General features: G+C 58.4%; 19 protein-coding genes and 1 tRNA gene. 12 read left to right on the forward strand and 8 right to left on the reverse strand.

The window, feature by feature from the left end; genetic code table 11:
- The first annotated feature begins 90 nt into the window (after positions 1-90).
- The 4 genes from rplM (at position 91) to prfA (ending at position 2,455) form a co-directional block, all read left to right on the forward strand.
- Positions 91-543, forward strand: coding sequence for a 50S ribosomal protein L13 (gene rplM / locus SIB58_RS12335; protein ID WP_066904508.1), 453 nt, complete (start codon positions 91-93; stop codon positions 541-543).
- Complete coding sequence (gene rpsI, locus SIB58_RS12340; RefSeq protein ID WP_066904513.1) at positions 540-944, forward strand: 30S ribosomal protein S9; 405 nt, start codon at positions 540-542, stop codon at positions 942-944. The genes rplM and rpsI overlap by 4 nt, the downstream gene beginning before the upstream one ends.
- An 8-nt stretch (positions 945-952) precedes the next feature.
- Positions 953-1,222 (forward strand): 50S ribosomal protein L31, encoded by a 270-nt coding sequence (gene rpmE / locus SIB58_RS12345; RefSeq protein ID WP_067326093.1) that lies wholly within the window; start codon positions 953-955, stop codon positions 1,220-1,222.
- Positions 1,223-1,357: 135 nt separating this feature from the next.
- Entirely contained in the window at positions 1,358-2,455 is a 1,098-nt protein-coding gene (prfA, locus tag SIB58_RS12350; RefSeq protein WP_066904519.1) for a peptide chain release factor 1, read from the forward strand.
- Positions 2,456-2,465: 10 nt separating this feature from the next.
- On the opposite strand, the gene SIB58_RS12355 is transcribed toward prfA, so the two are convergent.
- The gene (locus SIB58_RS12355) at positions 2,466-2,963 is read right to left on the reverse strand and encodes an HNH endonuclease (protein ID WP_066904521.1); all 498 of its coding nucleotides are present in this window, start codon (positions 2,961-2,963) and stop codon (positions 2,466-2,468) included.
- A 73-nt stretch (positions 2,964-3,036) separates the two neighbouring features.
- Here SIB58_RS12355 and alr point away from each other — a divergent pair, with 73 nt between their 5' ends.
- Together alr and SIB58_RS12365 are read left to right on the forward strand one after the other, a co-directional pair.
- Positions 3,037-4,218, forward strand: a complete 1,182-nt coding sequence (alr, locus tag SIB58_RS12360) for an alanine racemase (protein ID WP_066904524.1) — start codon at positions 3,037-3,039, stop codon at positions 4,216-4,218.
- 34 nt (positions 4,219-4,252) lie between these two features.
- A tRNA-Ser gene (locus tag SIB58_RS12365) sits at positions 4,253-4,341 on the forward strand.
- A gap of 314 nt (positions 4,342-4,655) precedes the next feature.
- Here the strand turns inward: SIB58_RS12365 and SIB58_RS12370 are convergent.
- From SIB58_RS12370 to SIB58_RS12380, 3 genes are all read right to left on the reverse strand, one after another.
- Positions 4,656-5,492, reverse strand: a complete 837-nt coding sequence (locus SIB58_RS12370) for a class I SAM-dependent methyltransferase (protein WP_066904527.1) — start codon at positions 5,490-5,492, stop codon at positions 4,656-4,658.
- Positions 5,493-5,528: 36 nt separating this feature from the next.
- Complete coding sequence (locus tag SIB58_RS12375; RefSeq protein ID WP_156486613.1) at positions 5,529-5,720, reverse strand: hypothetical protein; 192 nt, start codon at positions 5,718-5,720, stop codon at positions 5,529-5,531.
- 181 nt (positions 5,721-5,901) lie between these two features.
- Positions 5,902-6,798, reverse strand: a complete 897-nt coding sequence (locus tag SIB58_RS12380) for a serine hydrolase (RefSeq protein WP_066905000.1) — start codon at positions 6,796-6,798, stop codon at positions 5,902-5,904.
- 17 nt (positions 6,799-6,815) lie between these two features.
- Between SIB58_RS12380 and SIB58_RS12385 the strand changes: the two genes are divergently transcribed.
- Complete coding sequence (locus SIB58_RS12385) at positions 6,816-7,556, forward strand: C40 family peptidase (protein WP_067326090.1); 741 nt, start codon at positions 6,816-6,818, stop codon at positions 7,554-7,556.
- 97 nt (positions 7,557-7,653) lie between these two features.
- Positions 7,654-8,616: a glycosyltransferase family 2 protein gene (locus SIB58_RS12390; protein WP_066904535.1), complete on the forward strand. Its 963-nt coding sequence runs from the start codon at positions 7,654-7,656 to the stop codon at positions 8,614-8,616.
- Here SIB58_RS12390 and SIB58_RS12395 read toward each other — a convergent pair.
- Positions 8,574-9,068 (reverse strand): HEAT repeat domain-containing protein, encoded by a 495-nt coding sequence (locus SIB58_RS12395; protein ID WP_066904538.1) that lies wholly within the window; start codon positions 9,066-9,068, stop codon positions 8,574-8,576. The two genes, SIB58_RS12390 and SIB58_RS12395, sit on opposite strands and share 43 nt — an antisense overlap.
- 114 nt (positions 9,069-9,182) lie before the next feature.
- On the opposite strand from SIB58_RS12395, the gene SIB58_RS12400 reads away from it, so the two are divergent.
- The 3 genes from SIB58_RS12400 to SIB58_RS12410 all read left to right on the forward strand — a co-directional run bounded on the left by SIB58_RS12400 (position 9,183) and on the right by SIB58_RS12410 (position 13,118).
- The gene (locus SIB58_RS12400; RefSeq protein ID WP_066904541.1) at positions 9,183-9,302 is read left to right on the forward strand and encodes a photosystem I reaction center subunit VIII; all 120 of its coding nucleotides are present in this window, start codon (positions 9,183-9,185) and stop codon (positions 9,300-9,302) included.
- Positions 9,303-9,360: 58 nt separating this feature from the next.
- Complete coding sequence (locus tag SIB58_RS12405; RefSeq protein WP_066904544.1) at positions 9,361-9,852, forward strand: photosystem I reaction center subunit XI; 492 nt, start codon at positions 9,361-9,363, stop codon at positions 9,850-9,852.
- 128 nt (positions 9,853-9,980) lie between these two features.
- Entirely contained in the window at positions 9,981-13,118 is a 3,138-nt protein-coding gene (locus SIB58_RS12410; RefSeq protein WP_067326087.1) for an efflux RND transporter permease subunit, read from the forward strand.
- A 2-nt stretch (positions 13,119-13,120) separates the two neighbouring features.
- Here SIB58_RS12410 and SIB58_RS12415 read toward each other — a convergent pair whose 3' ends face one another.
- Positions 13,121-13,411 carry a hypothetical protein gene (locus SIB58_RS12415; RefSeq protein WP_066904550.1) on the reverse strand — a complete coding sequence of 97 codons (291 nt, stop codon included), beginning with the start codon at positions 13,409-13,411 and terminating at the stop codon, positions 13,121-13,123.
- Positions 13,412-13,564: 153 nt separating this feature from the next.
- Between SIB58_RS12415 and SIB58_RS12420 the strand changes: the two genes are divergently transcribed.
- On the forward strand, positions 13,565-14,491 hold the full coding sequence (locus tag SIB58_RS12420) for a cupin domain-containing protein (protein ID WP_066904553.1): 927 nt from the start codon (positions 13,565-13,567) through the stop codon (positions 14,489-14,491).
- A 114-nt stretch (positions 14,492-14,605) separates the two neighbouring features.
- On the opposite strand, the gene psaB is transcribed toward SIB58_RS12420, so the two are convergent.
- Together psaB and psaA are read right to left on the reverse strand one after the other, a co-directional pair.
- Positions 14,606-16,813 (reverse strand): photosystem I core protein PsaB, encoded by a 2,208-nt coding sequence (gene psaB / locus SIB58_RS12425; protein ID WP_066904556.1) that lies wholly within the window; start codon positions 16,811-16,813, stop codon positions 14,606-14,608.
- 22 nt (positions 16,814-16,835) lie between these two features.
- The gene (psaA, locus tag SIB58_RS12430; RefSeq protein ID WP_066904559.1) at positions 16,836-19,142 is read right to left on the reverse strand and encodes a photosystem I core protein PsaA; all 2,307 of its coding nucleotides are present in this window, start codon (positions 19,140-19,142) and stop codon (positions 16,836-16,838) included.
- Between the last annotated feature and the right edge of the window lie 340 nt (positions 19,143-19,482).

Here is a 19,482-nt window from a genome sequence, read left to right on the forward strand (position 1 = left end):
GCTCTGAACAGCACGCCACGGCGTGGCTGAAGCTCCCTGCCCAGCTTCGTCGCTCGCGACGGGGCATAACCGAACCGGCATGCCGGCGCGATGAACAAGACCTCCGTCCCTTCCATCGATTCAATCGACCGCCAGTGGTATCTGGTGGACGCTGAGAATCAAACTCTCGGTCGCCTGGCGACCGAGGTGGCTTCCGTGCTCCGCGGCAAGAACAAAGCCAGCTACACCCCTCACCTCGACACCGGCGATTTTGTCGTTGTCGTCAATGCCGAAAAGGTGAAGGTCAGTGGCAGCAAGCCGCAACAGAAGCTGTACCGCCGTCATTCCGGACGCCCCGGAGGCATGAAGGTGGAGACCTTCGCTCATCTCCAGGAGCGCCTTCCTGAGCGAATTGTGGAAAAAGCCATCAAGGGCATGCTTCCCCACAACGCCCTGGGTCGCCAGATGTTCCGCAAACTGAAGGTGTACAAGGGTGCCGATCATCCGCATTCCGCCCAGCAGCCTCAGCCCCTGCAGCTCGATCCCGCCGCTTCCGCCAAATGAGCACGTCCAATTCCGTCGTCTATTGGGGTACCGGTCGCCGTAAGACCTCCGTCGCCCGCGTTCGCCTGATCCCCGGCAACGGCACGATCACCATCAACGGTCGTCCTGGAGACAACTATCTCAATTACAACCCTGCCTACATCGCTGCCGTCAAGGCGCCATTGCAGACGCTGGGTCTGACCACTGAATACGACGTGCTCGTCAACGTGAGAGGTGGTGGGCTCACCGGACAGGCTGATGCCATCAAGCAGGGTGCCGCCAGAGCTCTGTGCGAGCTCTCCTCCGATAATCGCAAGCCTCTCAAAACCGAAGGTCACCTCAGTCGTGACCCACGGGCCAAGGAGCGTCGCAAGTACGGCCTCAAGAAAGCCCGCAAAGCTCCCCAGTTCTCCAAGCGCTGATCCCTGTCATGCCCAAGCCCGACATTCATCCCACCTGGTACCCCGACGCCAAGGTGATCTGCAACGGAGAAGTGGTGATGACCACAGGCTCCACGCAGCCCGAAATCCATGTGGACGTCTGGAGTGGTAACCATCCCTTCTTCACTGGCACCCAGAAGATTCTCGACACCGAAGGGCGCGTGGACCGCTTCATGCGCAAGTACGGCATGGGCAGCACCGCCAGTGTCAACGAAGACAAGGAATCCCCCGCCAAGGACGAGAAGAAGGCTGAAGCCTGATGCGCTCTGCAATCGACGCACAAGCGATCGATCTCCACGACTTTTGCCCCCGAATGCAGACACTGCTCTGCCTTCGGGGCTTTTTTCTGAAAGGGCAGAACCGCCAGATCCTTTCCCGACCGTGCTTCTGAGGCCATGGACTCCTCAACTCTGATCAGCCGTCTCGAGGCCGCGACCAGCAGTTTCCACAATCTGGAACGCCAACTTGCTGACCCCGATGTGGCCTCGGATCCGGAGCGCCTGCAGTCCGTGGCCAAAGAACGCTCTCGCCTTGAACCTCTGGTCGTTGACTACACAAGCCTGCAGAGCGTTCTCCATGAACGGGATCAGGCGAGGACGCTGCTGCGTGAAAGCCGCGGCGACGCCGAGATGGAAGAACTGGCGCAGCTGGAGCTGCAAGCTCTGGAGCAACGTCATGACGAGCTGATCCAGCGGCTGACGCTTGCACTGCTGCCCCAGGATCCGCGCGATCAACGCAGCGTGATGCTCGAAATCAGAGCTGGTGCGGGCGGCGATGAAGCCTCACTCTGGGCAGGAGACCTTGCCCGAATGTATGAGCGATTCAGCAGCAGACGCGGTTGGACGGTCCAGCCCGTGAGCGCCAGCGAAGCCGACCTTGGCGGTTACAAGGAACTGATTCTTTCCGTCAAAGGTGATGCCGTCTTCAGCGAATTGAAATTTGAAGCCGGTGTTCATCGCGTGCAGCGTGTCCCGGCCACCGAATCCCAGGGCCGTGTGCATACATCCACCGCAACGGTGGCTGTCATGCCGGAAGCAGATCCCGTAGAAGTTCAGATCGAACCCGGAGATCTTGAGATCAGCACGGCGCGATCGGGGGGAGCCGGTGGTCAGAACGTGAACAAAGTGGAAACAGCCGTGGACCTGCTGCACAAACCGAGCGGCATCCGTGTGTTCTGCACGCAGCAACGCTCTCAGCTGCAGAACCGTGAAAGGGCCATGGAGATCCTGCGAGCCAAGCTTTACGAGCGCCAGCTCGCAGAAGCGAATGAACGGGAGAGTTCAGCCCGACGCTCCCAGGTGGGCACGGGCGACCGCAGCGAAAAAATCCGCACCTACAACGCCAAAGACAACAGGGTCACCGATCATCGCCTGGGTAGGAATTTCAGTCTTGAATCTGTTCTTCAGGGACAGATGGAGGATGTGATCGGTGCTTGTGTCGCCGAGGAACAGCGCAGCAAACTGGAGCAACTCAGCCAACAGACCGACGATTGATCCGAATGGGTCAGACGCCAATAACGTATTTGGCCCACTCGCTGTGGCGACCTGAATCAATCTGACGAACGGCCTCGAAGCTGAGACTGCTGAGGGGACGTCGCGGAACCCGTTTGAGAGGCATATCCGCTTCTGAAGGAGTGCGGCTGGCCTTGCGGACATTGCAACTCGTACAGGCCGTCGTCACGTTGTCCCAGGCATCCGTTCCACCACGGCTGCGGGGGATCACATGGTCGATCGACAGGAGTTCGCGGCTGCCGCAGTACTGACAGGTGTGATTGTCCCGCTGAAACACGTTGCGGCGCGTCATCGGAACCTGGCGAAAAGGCACTCGTACGAACTGACGCAGACGGATGACTGTCGGCAGATGCATGTCACTGCGAACAAGATGCTTTGAATCGTGTTCGAGACTCTCGGCTTTCCCCTTGATCATCATCACGACGGCTCGACGCCAGGTGGTGATGTTCAACGGCTCGTAGGACGCATTGAGAACGAGAACCTGGCCCATGCCAGCTCCCTGATTACACGGCATGCTATCTGGGTCACAAGGGCAGCCTTGTGACCTTCACTACCCAGTCCCGATGCCCGACCTGTCCGCCGATCGCAACAGTCCCTCCGGCATTGAGATGGCTGCTGGAGCTGATCCGCGACAGCGAGCCTGGATGGAGGTGTCGGCCTCTGCTGTTGAACACAACGCCAGAGCGTTGAGACGTTTGCTGGCAACAAACTGCGCCCTAATGGCGGTCGTCAAGGCTGATGGCTACGGCCATGGGGCCGAAACAGTTGCCCGGGCAGCCATCTGCGGAGGAGCGACAAGCCTTGGAGTCGCTACCCTGCAGGAGGGAATCGAACTGCGTCGTGCAGCACTGGAGCTGCCGGTGCTGGTGCTGGGCAATCTCACCCAACCAGAGGAACTGCGCGCCTGCCTGCACTGGCAGCTGATGCCCACGCTGAGCAGCATGCGCGAGGCACTGCTCTGTCAGAACCTTGCCAATGGCAGTGGCCGTCAGTTCACAGTCCAGCTCAAGCTCGACACCGGCATGACTCGGCTCGGCTGCGACTGGCAGGACGGGGAACGCCTGACCGAGGCGATCCTGCAGCTCGATCAATTGAATCTGGGAGGGGTCTACAGCCATCTCGCTCTGGCCGATGGCGAACTTGAAGGCCATGCCGAACGGATCACTCGCCAACAGCAGGAACGTTTCGAGGCCGTTACGCGCAAGCACCGACAGCAGGGTTTACAGCGACATCTGGCCAATTCGGCAGGCACCCTGCGGGACCCGTCACTGCATCACGATCAGGTGCGAGTGGGATTGGCTCTCTACGGCCATGCCCCCAGTGCCCATCTGGAGAAGAGCCTGGATCTTCAGCCGGCGATGACCGTGAAAGCTCGAGTCAGCCTGATCCGTGAGGTCGCAGCAGGTGTGGGGGTGAGCTACGGGCACCGCTTCGTCACCAGTCGTCCCAGTCGGCTGGCCGTGATCGGTATCGGCTACGCCGATGGGGTCAGCCGCTGCCTGTCCGGGCAAATCCACGCCCTGCATCGCGGTCAAACCCTTCCTCAGGTTGGTGCCATCACAATGGATCAACTGATGCTGGATGTCACTGACCATCCCGATCTTGAGAGCGGTGATGTCGTCACGCTGCTTGGACGGGATGGTCAGCAGGTGATCCGCCCTCAGGACTGGGCGGAACTGTCGGGCTCCATCCCCTGGGAAGTGTTGTGCGGCTTCAAGCACCGCCTGCCGCGACTGGTGGTCTGAACGGTCACCCTCTTGATAGGGTGGTCGTGCCGCTGGAGAGGTGGCTGAGTGGTTGAAAGCGGCTCCCTGCTAAGGAGTTACAGGAGGCAACTTCTGTCGAGGGTTCGAATCCCTCCCTCTCCGTATCAGACCATATTCATTTGGTCTCAAGAAACTTCAAACCCTTGATGCCACAGCTGGTTTCAGGGGTTTTTTGTATCAGGAATTCTCTTCGGATCCCACTAAATCCCGATTCGGCGTTATGGGATTTACAACTCCGTGCTGGAAAAAAGAGTGGGTTGTTAATTCCGTGAGATACCTCTCTCCGACTCGGAACTGAAGGCGCTGAAGGCAGATGCCAACCGAAAGGTGATGTCTGCTGGAGATTTCCTCTACGTAGTTGTCGAGTCCGTTGGAAAGGGTGGGGGCAATCACCTCAACCGCTGCTCAGGGCACGTTCAATCGGTCATGGCACTCAAATTCCTGCGCATAAACTTCTTGAAGGCAGGAAGGAGCCCTTGTTCTCGAACGCTTTTCTTGACGAGAACATAAACATCCTGATTGCCTCCCCACCAGATTCCCTGTTTGTATTCGCTTAAATGCATGCCTGGGAGTTGGCTAATGATTTTCATGGAAAAGCTTGGGTGCGCGCAAGCTGTGCCATATTCTTTCTTCTCTAAATCGTCTTGTTCGGACTCGGGATAGAAGTAAAATCGAAGTCCTTTATCGATGAATTTTTCACTTACGGCAACGCGTGAGGATGGACCGTGAGTGGTAAATATCAAGAGTCCACCTTCATTGAGAAGATTGCAAAGCGATTGCAGCCAGAAGAGCCAGCTTTGGCTGGGTATATGCGAGAAGAAGGACAACGCAACAACTACATCAAAGGTTTTGTTGATTGCGAGCTTCTTGGGGTCATAGCTGGAAGCATGGCATTTCAGCTGCAGATATTGACTGTGAAAGTCAATCGCCTTGGGGTGGATATCACATGCCTCCACGTGCGCCTGCGGAATGACCTGGGAAAAGTGCCGGTTGACCATGCCAAAACCAGAGGCGAAATCCAGGATTGAAAAGTTTTCAACATCGATTGTGGAGATTCCCTGAGGCTGTTGATTACGCAGGATGATCTCTTTAATTCGCGATGCAGATTGCCTGCCATTGTCAAAATAATGCTGGAAGGCTTTTTCGTCGTCTAAGAGACACTGTTGTAAAAATTTCAACAAAAAGTCTTCTTCATGGACAAAAGGGGAAACATGGAATGTTTCGACAATTTTGTCGTGTAGTGATTGAGACATCGATGAGTTTGGATCCAACTTATTGGTCTATTGTCGTTAGAACAATAGACCAGTGTCGATATCGAAAGGCGGGTTGAACATGTCGTCCTTAAGGATCTGAACCGCAGTGTCGACAGAAGATCCACCTTCAATCGTCGTTGCGATGAAAGAGATCAGGTCAGTCTTGTAATTGATTTGTGCTGTCTTGAAGGTCCGCTTGGATGCCTCAAAGGTGGTGTCGCTGATCATCGTGACGAGGGAGCCTTTCGCTTCCTCTCTGTCTGATGTCAACAGGCATTCAGGGCAGCACGGAAACCGTGTTGTGGGAAATTCGGTTTTTTGCATCAAACCTGTCTCAAGCAGAGTCATGCCAGTGCATTTCGGACCACTCCAAATCCCCACCTCTCCGTTGAACTGAAACAGCGAGTCGTTAATCGGCTCCATAGGCCGCGAGTTCCGTCGCCATCCGCGGCAGCAGATGTTCATCGCCAGCACGCTCCTGGCCTTCGCTGAAGACCACCAGCAGACAAGGCGCCTGCCCGTCGATGCACCACCACGCTGCGTCATGGCGGGCCTGACTCATCCACCCGGCTTTACTCCAGAGCTGACTGCCTTCCGGCAAACCCTCACCGAGGAAGCCATCCACTTGATTCTCCGGATCATCCAGTCTGTCTGACTTGCTGAGTGAGCGAGCCAACCGGGTTCGAAGTCTCTGACAGGCCGGTGGTGAAAGCAGGCCATCGGTCATGACCGCCTCGAGAACTCTGGCGACAGCGGCCGTGCAGAGGGCATTGCGATTGTTGTTGTCTTCCCCGTAGAACACGCGCTCGCGTCCATAGGGACCATCTCCCCAAGTTTTCTGGCAGCAATTGACGCGCTCCAGCTCTGGCCAGCCGAAACCATGAAACCAGTCATTCACCAGGCGGCGTTGCTGCTGCCACCGCTCCCATGCAGGGGAGCGCAACGGCGGACCACTGGTGGTGCCGGTGAGCAGATCCACGATCAAGCCCGTGGCGTCGTTGCTGGAGTCAGCCAGCATGTCGAGAAGCGCTCGACGAAGTTCTTCACTGTCTGGGATCAGATCCCGCTGCAACCAGTGCTCGGCGGCCACGGCGTACAACAGCTTCACCACGCTGGCGGGATACAGCAGCTTCTGGTCAGCCCAGGCCGCACCGCTACCGCTGCCGTTGGTTGGCGAAGTGGTGTCGTAACGCACCCAGCTCACCGCAATCTGATCATGCAGGCCAGGACGGCCATCCGCTGCAAGCTGATCGATCAGGTCGATCAGACGTTGCTGCATCGCCGGCTCGGGACGGTAGAACGCCATGGCACTGGCTACTGGCAATGCCGACCCTAGGCACACCGATCGCTCCGGACCTGATCAGCCCAGGGAGCTGCTGGACACTGCTCAGTGGACAGAACGGTTACGCCAAGCCCACGGAGAATGGACTCGCCACCCAGGCCGCTGCGGGGCGAGGCTTCAAGGTCGCCGCACCCTTGCGTCCCGAAGATCACGGGCGTCTGCACGTTGTGCTTCTCGAGGATGGCTATCCCTGCTGGCTGTCCATGGATGCTCTGGCCGGTCAGGCTGTGGCCTGTGAAACCTGGCAACCCTGTCTGCTCTCAAGCTCAGACATCAGCAGCCGGCTGCATGCGGTTCTGGAGTGGCTGAAAGCGGCCGCCGAGCGTGACAACACCTACCTGTGGGGAGGCACCATCGGGCCCGATCTTGACTGTTCCGGCCTTGTGCAGACAGCCTTTGCCAACGCTGGGATCTGGCTGCCCAGAGATGCTTATCAGCAGGAACGGTTCTGCCAGCCTGTAGCGGTGCAGCCGGACAACATCGACGAATTGAGCGCCGGCGATCTGATCTTCTTCGGCACCCCTGAGCGCTGCACCCATGTCGGCATCCATCTGGGAGAGGGGCGCTACATCCACAGCTCGGGGATTGAACACGGCCGCAATGGAATCGGCATCGACAGCCTGAATCCCCAGGATCTCCATCCTGTGGCCAGTCACTACAGAGCTGAACTGCGAGGTGCCGGCAGGGTGATGCGCTGCCATGACGGCAGTACATTGCCTTGACTGCCCCTGTTGATGAGCTCACGGTCTGCCTGAGTTGTGCTCTCAGAATTGGCCCAACAGGTGCCGATTAGGTTGCATTGACATCGATCGGATCCCGATGACGGCTGGGCTGGACCTTTCGGTTGTGGTGCCGCTGTACAACGAAGAGGAAAGCCTGCCTGAGCTGGTGGACCAGCTGCTCAACGCGCTGCGACCCACAGGAGAGCGGTTTGAGCTGGTGCTGGTCAATGACGGTTCAACGGACGACACCGCATCAGTGCTGGAGAGCATCAGCGGCCAAGTGCCTGAGCTGGTGGGTGTTCTGCTGCGCAAGAACTACGGTCAGACCGCTGCCATGGCGGCAGGTTTCGATGTGGCCGAAGGGCAGGTGATCGTGAGCCTCGATGGTGATCTGCAGAACGATCCCGCCGACATCCCCCTGCTGCTCAACAAGTTGCGCGAGGGTTATGACCTGGTGAGCGGTTGGCGTTTTGATCGCCAGGATGCCGAGCTGCAAAGAAAGCTCCCCTCCAGGCTGGCCAACCGCCTGATCGGGAACGTCACCGGAGTTCGTCTGCATGACTACGGCTGTTCTCTCAAGGCCTATGACCGCGATGTGCTTTCCGACATGCGCTTATACGGCGAGCTGCATCGCTTTCTGCCTGCGCTGGCCTTCATCGAAGGAGCACGCATCACCGAAGTGAAGGTGAATCACCGTGCGCGTCAGTACGGAACCAGCAAATACGGCATTGATCGCACCTTTCGAGTGCTGATGGACCTGCTCACGGTGTGGTTCATGAAACGCTTCCTGACCAGGCCGATGTACGTGTTTGGGTTTGGCGGCCTCGTCGCCATCGCAACAAGCCTGGTGGCAAGCGCCTACTTGCTGGTGATCAAGCTGACAGGAGAAGACATCGGTAACAGGCCACTGCTCACCATGGCGGTCGTGCTCGGCCTGGCCGGGATCCAGCTGTTCTGTTTCGGACTGTTGGGAGAACTGCTGATCAGGACCTATCACGAGAGCCAGGGGCGCCCGATTTATCGCATCCGGGCAATGTTGCGAGGGGGACGGGCCAGCTGAACCGGAGACGGTCGGGTTGCTCCACGATGTCGCTCAATTGCTGATGCAGCGGCTTCGACAACCAGACTGTCAGCATCACGCAGTCCGCGCCTCAGCAGCGGCAGAACGGACCGATGCCCCCATTGACCGGCCACCCTCACGGCCTCAAGTCTCTGGTCGGGGTTGCCTTGATCCATCGTCTCGCGTAAACGGCGCTCAAGCGAAATCCGCTCGGCGCTGCTGACCGGAGGCGCAAACGGGGCCGAATCCAAGGCGTCAGCAACAGACCCTGCCTGATTCTCATCATCTTTCTGCGGCAATGAAGCCTGCACCAGCCCCAGCTGAGCTCTGTTGATGGCTGCCACAGATGTCGCATCAGTGCTGCGCAACAACGTTTTTCCAGGCCGTCGGCCAAGACCCCAGAGCACGACCACGAGTACAAGGGCTGCACCGCCTGCAAGCAGCTGATTCATGGGTTCAAAGCGGCGGAGGCCGAATGGATTGAACTTTTATGTCACCGACCGGATCGGTCGAAGACCACTAGAAAGGCAGTCTTTACAGTAACCGCAGACATTTGGGTCGCTGCCATGACTGGAGATTTCGTCGCTTCCTGGATGCCTTCGGTTTTCATTCCATTGGCTGGGGTTCTGGGTCCAGCTGTCGTGATGGTTCTGATGTTCAACCTGATCGAATCCACTGCTGACTGATCGCTCTCAGGCTCCGGCCAACGATCAAGCGCACCGCCCACCCACCGCTTTCCAATCCATGTCTGTTTCCCCCGTAGCCGATCCAACGGTTGGCAACCTCGCCACCCCGGTGAACAGCAACTACTTCACCAAGGCGTTTCTTAACGCGCTACCGATCTATCGACCTTCTCTTTCGCCGAATAGACGCGGCCTGGAGATTGGCATGACCCATGGGTATTTGCTGTATGGCCCGTTCGCCGTCTGTGGTCCTCTCCGAAACAGCGATTACGCATCAACGGCAGGACTGCTCGCCTCCATCGGATTGGTGTCGATCCTGACTGTGTGTCTGTCGATCTACGGCACCGCTGGCAACGGACCCAAGGTGCAACCGGCTGACGCCACCATCAACAATCCACCGTCAGACCTCTTCACCAAGGAAGGCTGGTCTGAATTTGCCAGTGGCTTCTGGCTGGGTGGTTGCGGAGGAGCGGCTTTTGCATGGTTCCTGGTCAGCGCAACTCCATTGCTCTATCTGGCCAAGATCGCTGGTGGTGTAGCGCCAGCCGGCTGATCCACTCACTCCAAGTTTCAACGAGGCAGTTTCAGACCACTGTTGGAGATGCCCTGGATGACGTCATCAATGACTCATTCGGGGCTTTCTGCTGCCAGGATCTGGGCCCTTACTGAGCGGTCGCCGACTTGCGGTCCATCTCCCAGCCATTTCTGAGACGGCCCGTCTTCACCATCGTCTGCAGCTTGTTGGTGCTGCTGGCTGGGGTGGTGTCTCTGGTGGGCCTCGGCCTTGAAGACTTGCCTCAACTGGCACCCACCCGCGTGAGCGTGAGCGCCAGTTTTCCTGCCGCAGGCCCGGAAGTGGTGGAGCAAAGCGTCACAGCAGTGCTGGAAAAACAGCTCAGTGGCCTGGATGGCCTGGAGAGCATGACCTCCAGCAGCAGGCAGGGCGGAGCCAGCCTCAGCCTGCGCTTCGAGTCAGGCGATCCAGAGCTCAACGCGATCAAGGTTCAGAACGAAGTCAACCTGGCCAGCCGTCGACTGCCCCAGTCAGTGACCAGACAGGGGCTGAATGTGAACCGCTCCACCAATGACCTGCTGCTGGTCCTCGGCTTCAGCGCTCCTCCCGGGATGTATGAGCCGATCTTTATCGGTGGCTGGCTCGACCAACGCCTCAATGAAGGCCTGCGAACCACGCCTGGGGTTGGCGACATCCGTGTGTTCGGCAGTAGCGAGCTCGCCTACCGCCTCTGGTTGGATCCGAGTCTCCTGGAGCAATTCAGTCTGTCCACCAACGACATCACTGCCGCTCTGGCAGAGCAGAACGTTCTTGCCGCAGTGGGAAACCTGGGCGAGGCGCCGGCTCCGGCGGGACAGCTGTTCAGCCTGCCGGTGGATGCCGAAGGGCGTCTGCGCAGCAAGGCCGACTTTGAAGCCATGGTGGTGAAACGCACCAGCAACGGAGGCCTGGTTCGTCTGAAGGATGTAGGTCGCGTTGAGCTGGGCCAACGCAACTACGGCAGCAGCGCGCTCAATCTTCAGGGCGAAAGCTCAGTGGCTGTCGGCATCTTCCAGCGGGATGGATCGAACGCTCTGGAGGTCAGTCGTGCGGTTCGGGAGAGGCTGAAAAGCCTGGAAAGCAGCTTTCCCCCTGGGTTGGACGTGCAGATGATCTTTGATGTGGCCGAAAACGTCCAGGCCAATCTCGATCGCACCAGAGACACCCTCCGGGACGCGGTGCTGCTGGTGCTGGTGGTGCTGGTGCTGTTTCTGGGACGCTGGCGTCTGGCCTTGATTCCTGGCCTGGCGGTGCCTGTGGCGTTGATCGGCAGTCTGGTGGTGGTGCGCCTCAGCGGGTCGAATCTCAACAGCCTGATCCTGTTTGGCCTCGTGCTGGCCACGGGCATCGTTGTCGACGATGCCATCGTTGTCAGCGAAGACATCGCAGGCCGGATCGAACGGGGCGAAGAGCCACAGGGGGCTGCGGAAGATGCGATGGCAGAGCTTGCGGGCGCAGTTTTAGCCACATCTCTGGTTCTGGCTGCTGTCTTTCTGCCTGTTCTGCTGATCCCCGGCTCCATTGGCCGCCTTTATCAACCGATTGCACTGGCCATCAGCGGCGCAATTCTGTTCTCAACGTTCAATGCCCTCACGTTCACTCCGATGGCCTGCGCCCGTGTGCTGGGAAAAGGCGACGGACGATTGCCAGCACCGTTCAGATCGATCAGTCGAAGACTGCGTGCGGGCATGGCCCGGTTGCAACGTCTTTACGCAAGGATGCTGGCGGTCTGGCTGGCACGGGGTAGAACCGTGATCGCGCTGGTGCTGGCAGGACTGATGCTCACCGGCATTGGTCTGGCGACGATCCCCACCTCCTTCATCCCCGACGAAGATCAGGGGGGGGTGCGCGGTTATTTCACGCTGCCGGAAGGGGCAAGCCTGGAACGTACCGAGGCTGTGATGGAACGCATCCGCGAGGTCGTCGCTGAAGAGCCCCTGATCCGCAGCGGCAATTTTTATGCCGGAAGGTCATTCGGACAGAGCGGCGAGGACACCGGGTCTTTCTATCTGCGCCTCTCACCCCTGAAAGAACGCCCAGGGCAGCAGAACAGCAGTCAAGCCGTGAAGCAGCGTCTGAACAGCGAACTGAGACGACGCATCACCGACGCCCAGGTGATTGTGACCACGCCGCCCACAGTGCAGGGTTTCAGCAGCGAATCAGGCCTGCAGATGGAACTGCTGGATGGCAGTGGCGGCCAGCTCAGCCTGCAGGATTTCGAGAATCAGGCCCAGCAGTTCATCCTGGCTGCTCAGAACTCCGGGCAGTTCCAACGCGTGAGCACGCGCTTCGATGCAAACTCACCGCGCTGGAGACTGGAGCTTGACCGCAGCCAGATGGCAGCGCTGGACCTACCGGTGGGTCCGACTCTCAGGGACATCGGAACCGCCATTGGAGGCCGTTTCATCGATGACACCTTTTCAGGGGGGGAAATCCGCAGCATCTACATTCAGCTTGAGGGAACTGACCGCAGCAAGCCTGGAGATCTCACGAGCCTGATGGTGCGCAACCGCAGCGGCGAGCTGGTCTCATTGGCGAACGTTGCGCAACTGAAACGTGATTCAGGAGCGAATCGAATCACCCATTACAACCAGAAGCGATCGATCAGCATCACTGCCATCCCTTCAGATGGATTCAGCAGTGGCCAGGCCATCGATCTCCTCCAGGAGATCAGTAATCGGACCGGAGGCAATAACCTGGGCCTGACCTTCACCGGTCTTGCCAGAGAGGAGACCCGAGCGGAATCCGTGACCTGGGTGCTGTTCGGCCTTGGCGTCACGGTGGTGTATCTGTTGCTGGCGGGCCTCTATGAAAGCTTTGTGGATCCGCTGATCATCCTGCTAACAGTGCCGATGGCACTGCTGGGAGCCTTGATCGGCCTGAAGCTGCGCAGTCTCACGCTCGACGTCTTCGCCCAGATGGGCTTGCTGGTGCTGGTCAGCCTGGCCGCAAAGAATGGAATCCTGATTGTTGAATTCGCCAACCAACGGCTTACCCAGGGCACCGCCCTGATCGATGCCATCGAGGAAGCGGCGATCAACAGAATGAGGCCGATTCTGCTGACAGCGGTGACATCGCTGGCGGGATTTCTGCCATTACTGCTTGCCACCGGAACAGGCTCCGCCAGCCGCATCAGCATCGGCACTGTTGTCTTCAGCGGACTGCTGGTGTCAACGCTGCTCTCGCTGTTCATCGTGCCGGCCACCTATCTGCTGTTCAAACGCTGGAGAGGCGTCGGTCCTGCGATCCTTGAACTGGATGGCTGAGTTCAGCAGGGTTCAAAGCGCTCGTTCACGGCCGGGCCTCCACCTGGCGGAACCATGCACGTCCCTGCAGGAGACGATTCAGCCGCCGATTCCATACTCGCGATAGGCGTGTAAATCTTTGGAGCAAACGTGGGCTGAACTGCAGCTCGCTCAGCGATCTGCTCATCAGCCTCAAGCTGAGCCAGGTCGATTCGCTCTCTTGGCAGGATCTGCATGGTGAGGTTGTAACCGGCCGCGACGCCAACCAGCAGCACCACGAGCTCCAGTTTGGGGGGCAGGGAAGGAAGCGACATCAAGGACTCAACCAATCGGTGATGGACCAGTAGACACGAACGGCGGGGTCAAAACGTGACTGAGATCGGTCGAAACAATGACGCTTTGCATACGAAGTCAGAGTCCAGCGATTTGTAAGGTGTGTGCTCCTTTAAGCGCTGAGACGTCACGGCATGCTGAGCAGCGCAACGAATCGCCAAGCGTCATCGTCCCAGGCTCAGTATTTCTCCTACGGCGAAGCGGCCAACCCAATCCGCAGCGGACTGACCGGCGCCGTTCCCTATCGCTCCTTTTCCCCGGCTTTCTTTTCCCAGAGCGGCAGTGCTGTGATGCCTCTGGATCTGAGCGATGAACTGCAGTGCAGTGGACCTGCCAGCGGCCCATCGTTATGCGCCAACTTCATCCGACTGGATGGCGACAGACTGCGCACTGCCGCTGTGGCAACAAGCCAGTTGTTCTTCGTGGCAGATGGCCAAGGTGACACTGAAGCCTGCGGAGAACACTTCCAGTGGACGAAGGGCGACATGCTCGTTCTGCCCGCCGGAGGAGACGCCATTCACAGCTGCTCTGGCAAAGCGTCTCTCTACTGGGTGCACGACGCGCCACTGCTGCGTTTTCTGGGTGTGACTCCCAATGAAGCCCGTTTTAAGCCAACGTTTTACAGCCATCGCGACAGCCAGGGGCGACTGGCTGAGATCGCAGCCAGCCCCAGCGGCGCCCGTGCCAACCGGGTCAGCGTGCTGCTGGGCAACTCTGCGTTCCCCCAAACAAGAACGGTGAGCCACACCCTTTGGGCCATGCTCGGCATTCTGCCCGCGGGGCAGGAACAGAAGCCCCACCGCCACCAATCGATCGCCCTGGATTTCGCCGTGGATTGCAGGCCAGGTTGCTACACCCTGATTGGCACTGAGCTCGATGATCAGGGAAGAATCCGAAACCCACACAGGGAAGACTGGACAGCTGGTGCCGCTTTCGTGACCCCACCGGGCTACTGGCATTCGCACCACAACGAGTCAGATGAGGATGCCTATGTGCTGCCGATTCAGGACGCAGGACTGCACACCTATCTGCGGACGCTGGACATTCTTTTTAGCGGCTGATGAACGGCTGAATTGTTCTGCACCATTCAGCTTCAGCCAACAAAAAACCCCCGCCAGATGATCTGGACAGGGGTGAATGCAAGATTGCCCTGCAGTGAGGGCAATCAGGATTGATCAGCCGAACTTGCCGGATGTCGATGCAATCAGGAAGGCGGCGTACGTGAGGATGTAGCCGATCGTGAAATGGGCGAGACCCACAACACGAGCCTGAACGATGGACAGAGCCACTGGCTTGTCGCGCCAGCCAACAAGGTTGGCGAGCGGTGTGCGCTGATGAGCCCAGACGATGGTCTCGATCAGCTCCTGCCAGTAACCGCGCCAGGAGATCAGGAACATGAATCCAGTCGCCCAGACGAGGTGGCCGAACAGGAACATCCAGGCCCAGACGGCGAGGTTGTTGCTGCCGAAGGGGTTGTAACCGTTGATCAGCTGGGAGGAATTCAGCCACAGATAGTCTCGGAACCAGCCCATCAGGTAGGTGCTGGACTCATTGAACTGAGCCACGTTGCCCTGCCAGATGGCCAGGTGCTTCCAATGCCAGTAGAAGGTGACCCAACCGATTGTGTTCAGGGCCCAGAAGACCGCCAGATAGAAGGCGTCCCAGGCGGAGATGTCACAAGTACCGCCACGGCCAGGGCCGTCGCAGGGGAAGGAGTAACCGAAGTCCTTCTTGTCAGGCATCAGCTTGGAGCCACGGGCATCCAGAGCGCCTTTGACCAGGATCAGAGTGGTGGTGTGCAGACCCAGAGCGATGGCGTGGTGAACCATGAAGTCACCAGGACCGATCGGCAAGAACACGTCGGTGTTGCCGTTGATGGCATCCATCCAGCCACCCATGTAAGCGGCGTTGGCATTGGCGGCTGCACCAGCGGAGTTGGAGAGCAGCACATCAAAACCGTAGATCGCCTTACCGGATGCGGCTTGAACGAACTGGGCAAAGACTGGCTCAACCAGGATCTGTTTCTCGGGTGTTCCGAACGCCACAACAACGTCGTTGTGAACGTAGAGACCGAGCGTATGGAAACCAAGGAAGAGGGTGATCCAGCTCAGATGGCTGATGATCGCTTCCTTGTGCTCCAGCATCCGAGCAAGAACATTGTCCTTGTTGGCTTCAGGGTCGTAGTCACGGATGAAGAAGATTGCTCCGTGAGCAAAGGCACCGCACATCAGGAAGATGGCGATGTACTGGTGGTGCGTGTACAGAGCAGCCTGTGTCGTGTAGGCCTTGGCGATGAAGGCATACGACGGCATCGCATACATGTGCTGAGCCACCAGTGAGGTGACAACACCCAGCGAAGCAAGAGCCAGGCCAAGCTGCATGTGCAGGCTGTTGTTCAAGGTGTCGTAAAGACCCTTGTGACCGGCACCGAGATCACCAGGAGTGCCCTTGGGAGGATTGTGAGCTTCGAGGATCTCCTTGATGGAGTGACCGATACCGAAGTTGGTCCTGTACATGTGACCAGCGATCACAAACAGGCAGCCAATCGCCAGGTGGTGATGGGCGATGTCAGTGAGCCAGAGGGCTTCAGTCTGAGGATGGAAGCCACCGAGGAAGGTGAGAATCGCCGTACCTGATCCTTCGGTTGTGCCGAAGATCTGGCCCATGGAATCCGGATTCTGTGCATAGACACCCCAGTTGCCGGTGAAGAAAGGTCCAAGACCGGCGGGGTGAGGCATCACGCTCAGAAAGTTGTCCCAGCCGACGTGCTGACCCCGGGATTCGGGGATCGCCACGTGCACCAGGTGACCTGTCCAGGCGATGGAGCTGAAACCGAAGAGGACAGCCAGGTGATGGTTCAGACGTGACTCAGCATTTTTGAACCATGCGAGTGAAGGGCGGAACTTGGGCTGCAGGTGCAGCCAACCGGCGAACAATGCCCAGGCCGACAGGATCATCATGAAGATGGAGCCCTGATACAGCTCGGCGTTCTTCGTCATGCCAATTGTGTAGAACCAGTGGTACAAGCCTGAGTAGGCGATGTTCACTGGCGATGTGGCTCCCGCTTGGGTGAAGGCGGTAATGGCGCCTTGACCAAAATGGGGATCCCAGATTGCGTGAGCAATGGGCTTCACATGCAGAGGGTCGGCGACCCACTGTTCGAAGTTGCCCTGCCAGGCGATATGGAACAGGTTTCCCGAAACCCAGAGACCGATGATTGCGAGATGCCCGAAATGGGTGGAGAAGAGCTTTTGGTAAAGCCTCTCCTCCGTCATTCCGTCATGGCTCTCGAAGTCGTGAGCCGTGGCGATCCCGTACCAGATGCGGCGGGTTGTCGGGTCCTGTGCCAGACCCTGGCTGAACGAAGGAAATTTCGTTGCCATTAGAGGGAAAGTTCAGGAAAGGTCAGCCGCCCACCACAAGGATGTGGGCGTGGAAGAAGGACCACGTGACTGTGATGCCGCCCAGAAGATAGTGAGCAACACCGACAGCACGGCCCTGGATGATGGACAGAGCACGAGGCTGGATGCCAGGAGCCACCTTCAGCTTGTTGTGAGCCCAGACGATGGACTCAATCAGCTCCTGCCAGTAGCCGCGGCCACTGAAGAGGAACATCAGGCTGAAGGCCCAGATGAAGTGACCACCAAGGAACATGATTCCGTAGCCAGCTGTGTTGGAGCCGTAGCTGTTGATCACCTGAACGGCCTGAGCCCACAGGAAATCACGCAACCAACCGTTGATGGTGATGGCGCTGTTGGCGAAATTGCCGTTGGTGAGGTATTGGACTGAACCATCAGGCCTCACGGCACCCCAGACATCGCTCTGCATTTTCCAGGAGAAGTGGAAAATGACAACCGACAGGGAGTTGTACATCCAGAACAGACCCAGGAAGACATGGTCCCAAGCAGACACCTGACAGGTGCCGCCGCGACCAGGGCCATCGCAGGAGAAGCGGAAACCGAGGTTGGCTTTGTCTGGAATCAGGCGGGAATTACGGGCATAGAGAACACCCTTGAGCAGGATTAACACCGTCACGTGAATCGTGAAGGCGTGAATGTGGTGGACCATGAAGTCCGCCGTGCCCAGAGGAATCGGAGCAGCTGCAACCTTGCCGCCAACTGCCACGACCGAACCGTTGAACACCTCACTGACGCCAGCGAGGGCGTTGGGTGCGGTGCTGCCGGCAGCTGCAGCGTGCAGACTCTGAATCCACTGTGCGAAAACAGGTCTGAGCTGAATCGCCGAATCGCTGAACATGTCCTGGGGGCGACCCAGAGCACGCATGGTGTCGTTATGGATGTACAGGCCGAAGCTGTGGAAGCCAAGCCAGATGCACACCCAGTTGAGGTGGCTGATCAGAGCGTCACGGGCCTTGAGCACCCGGTCAAGAACGTTGTCAACGTGCTTGGCAGGGTCGTAATCGCGAATCATCGCGATGGCAGCGTGAGCTGAAGCACCGACGATCAGGAAGCCACCAATCCACATGTGATGGGTGAACAGACCGATCTGAGTCGGATAGTCAATCGACATGTACGGATAAGGAGGCATCGCGTACATGTGCTGGGCAACGATGATGCTCAGGGAGCCGAGCATTGCAAGGTTCAGAGCCAGCTGGGCATGCCAGCTGTTGATCATGAACTCGAACAGGCCGTCATGGCCCTTCGTTGCAGGGAAAAGCAGAGGATCGCCTTTCTGGCCCTCGAGAATCTCCTTGATGGAGTGCCCGATTCCCCAGTTGGTCCGGTACATGTGACCGGCCACGATGAACAGCACCGCGATGGCCAGGTGGTGATGAGCGATATCGGTCATCCACATGCTTCCGGTCACAGGATTGATTCCACCCTTGAAGGTGAGGAAATCGCTGTATGCAGCCCAGTTGCCGTTGAAGAAGGCACCGATACCGGCGCTGAATCCCGGGTAGAGCTGAGCCAGCAGATCCTGATTGAGGAATTCGTGGGGAAGAGGAATGTCTGCCACGGAAGCAATGGTCTTGCCGTTCAACACCAGCGGCTGGCCGGCGTCGATGGCATCCATCAACTTGGTGGTGGGCAGAGACACATGCAGCAGGTGACCGGTCCAGGACAGTGAGCCCAGGCCCAGCAGACCAGCCAGGTGGTGGTTGAGCATCGACTCAACGTTCTGGAACCACTCAAGCTTCGGAGCTGCCTTGTGGTAATGGAAAACGCCTGCATTGAGCATCAGGCCGGCCATCACCAAAGCGCCGATGGCGAGAGACATCAACTGCGTCTCATTGGTGATGCCCCAGGCCCTCCAGACATGGAAGAGACCGGAGGTGATCTGGATGCCTTGGAAGCCGGCACCCATATCGCCGTTGAGGATTTCCTGGCCGAAGACCGACCAAACCACCTGAGCGCTTGGCTTCACATGGGTGGGGTCGGCGAGCCAGCCGGAGAAATTGGAGAAGTGGGCGCCATGGAAAAAGGCACCGCTCAGCCAGATGAAGATCACGGCCAAATGGCCGAAGTGAGCACTAAAGATCTTCCGAGAAACCTCCTCAAGGTCACTCGTGTGGCTGTCGAAATCGTGAGCGTTGGCGTGGAGGTTCCAAACCCAGGTGGTGGTTTTGGGACCTTTCGCGAGGGCTCGGTCGAAATGTCCGGGCTTACCGAACAATTCGAAGGTCGCTGGATTGTCGACCTTCTCGACTTGAGTCTTCGCGGTGCTCCCACGCTCTGGTGGGCTGATGGTCATCGAGTCGTTCCTCGAGGGACGGGATCGAGGTGGTGGGACACCCCTCCGGAAATCCATTGGATCACCGGGGCCCCGGGCGCGGATCAGCAAGCTTCACCGTGACCGGGCGCCAGTGGTATTCAGAGTAATGAACCCTGACTCTCACTGGAGCTAGGGCCCCAAAGAGGGGACCGCTGGCGGCAGCATAGGAGGGGAAGCAGGCATCACACGACAGGGAGTTACAAAGGTTCAATCCGGTCGCGGGCCTGTCCAGACCTGGGGTCTGCATCAGCTCGAGCATCAGCGAGAACACACCGATTAGGCACGTTGAGCAACACAAACAGGCAACACATATCGAACT

This window comes from Synechococcus sp. MIT S9504 (genome assembly GCF_047497135.1).
Classification (GTDB): domain Bacteria; phylum Cyanobacteriota; class Cyanobacteriia; order PCC-6307; family Cyanobiaceae; genus Synechococcus_C.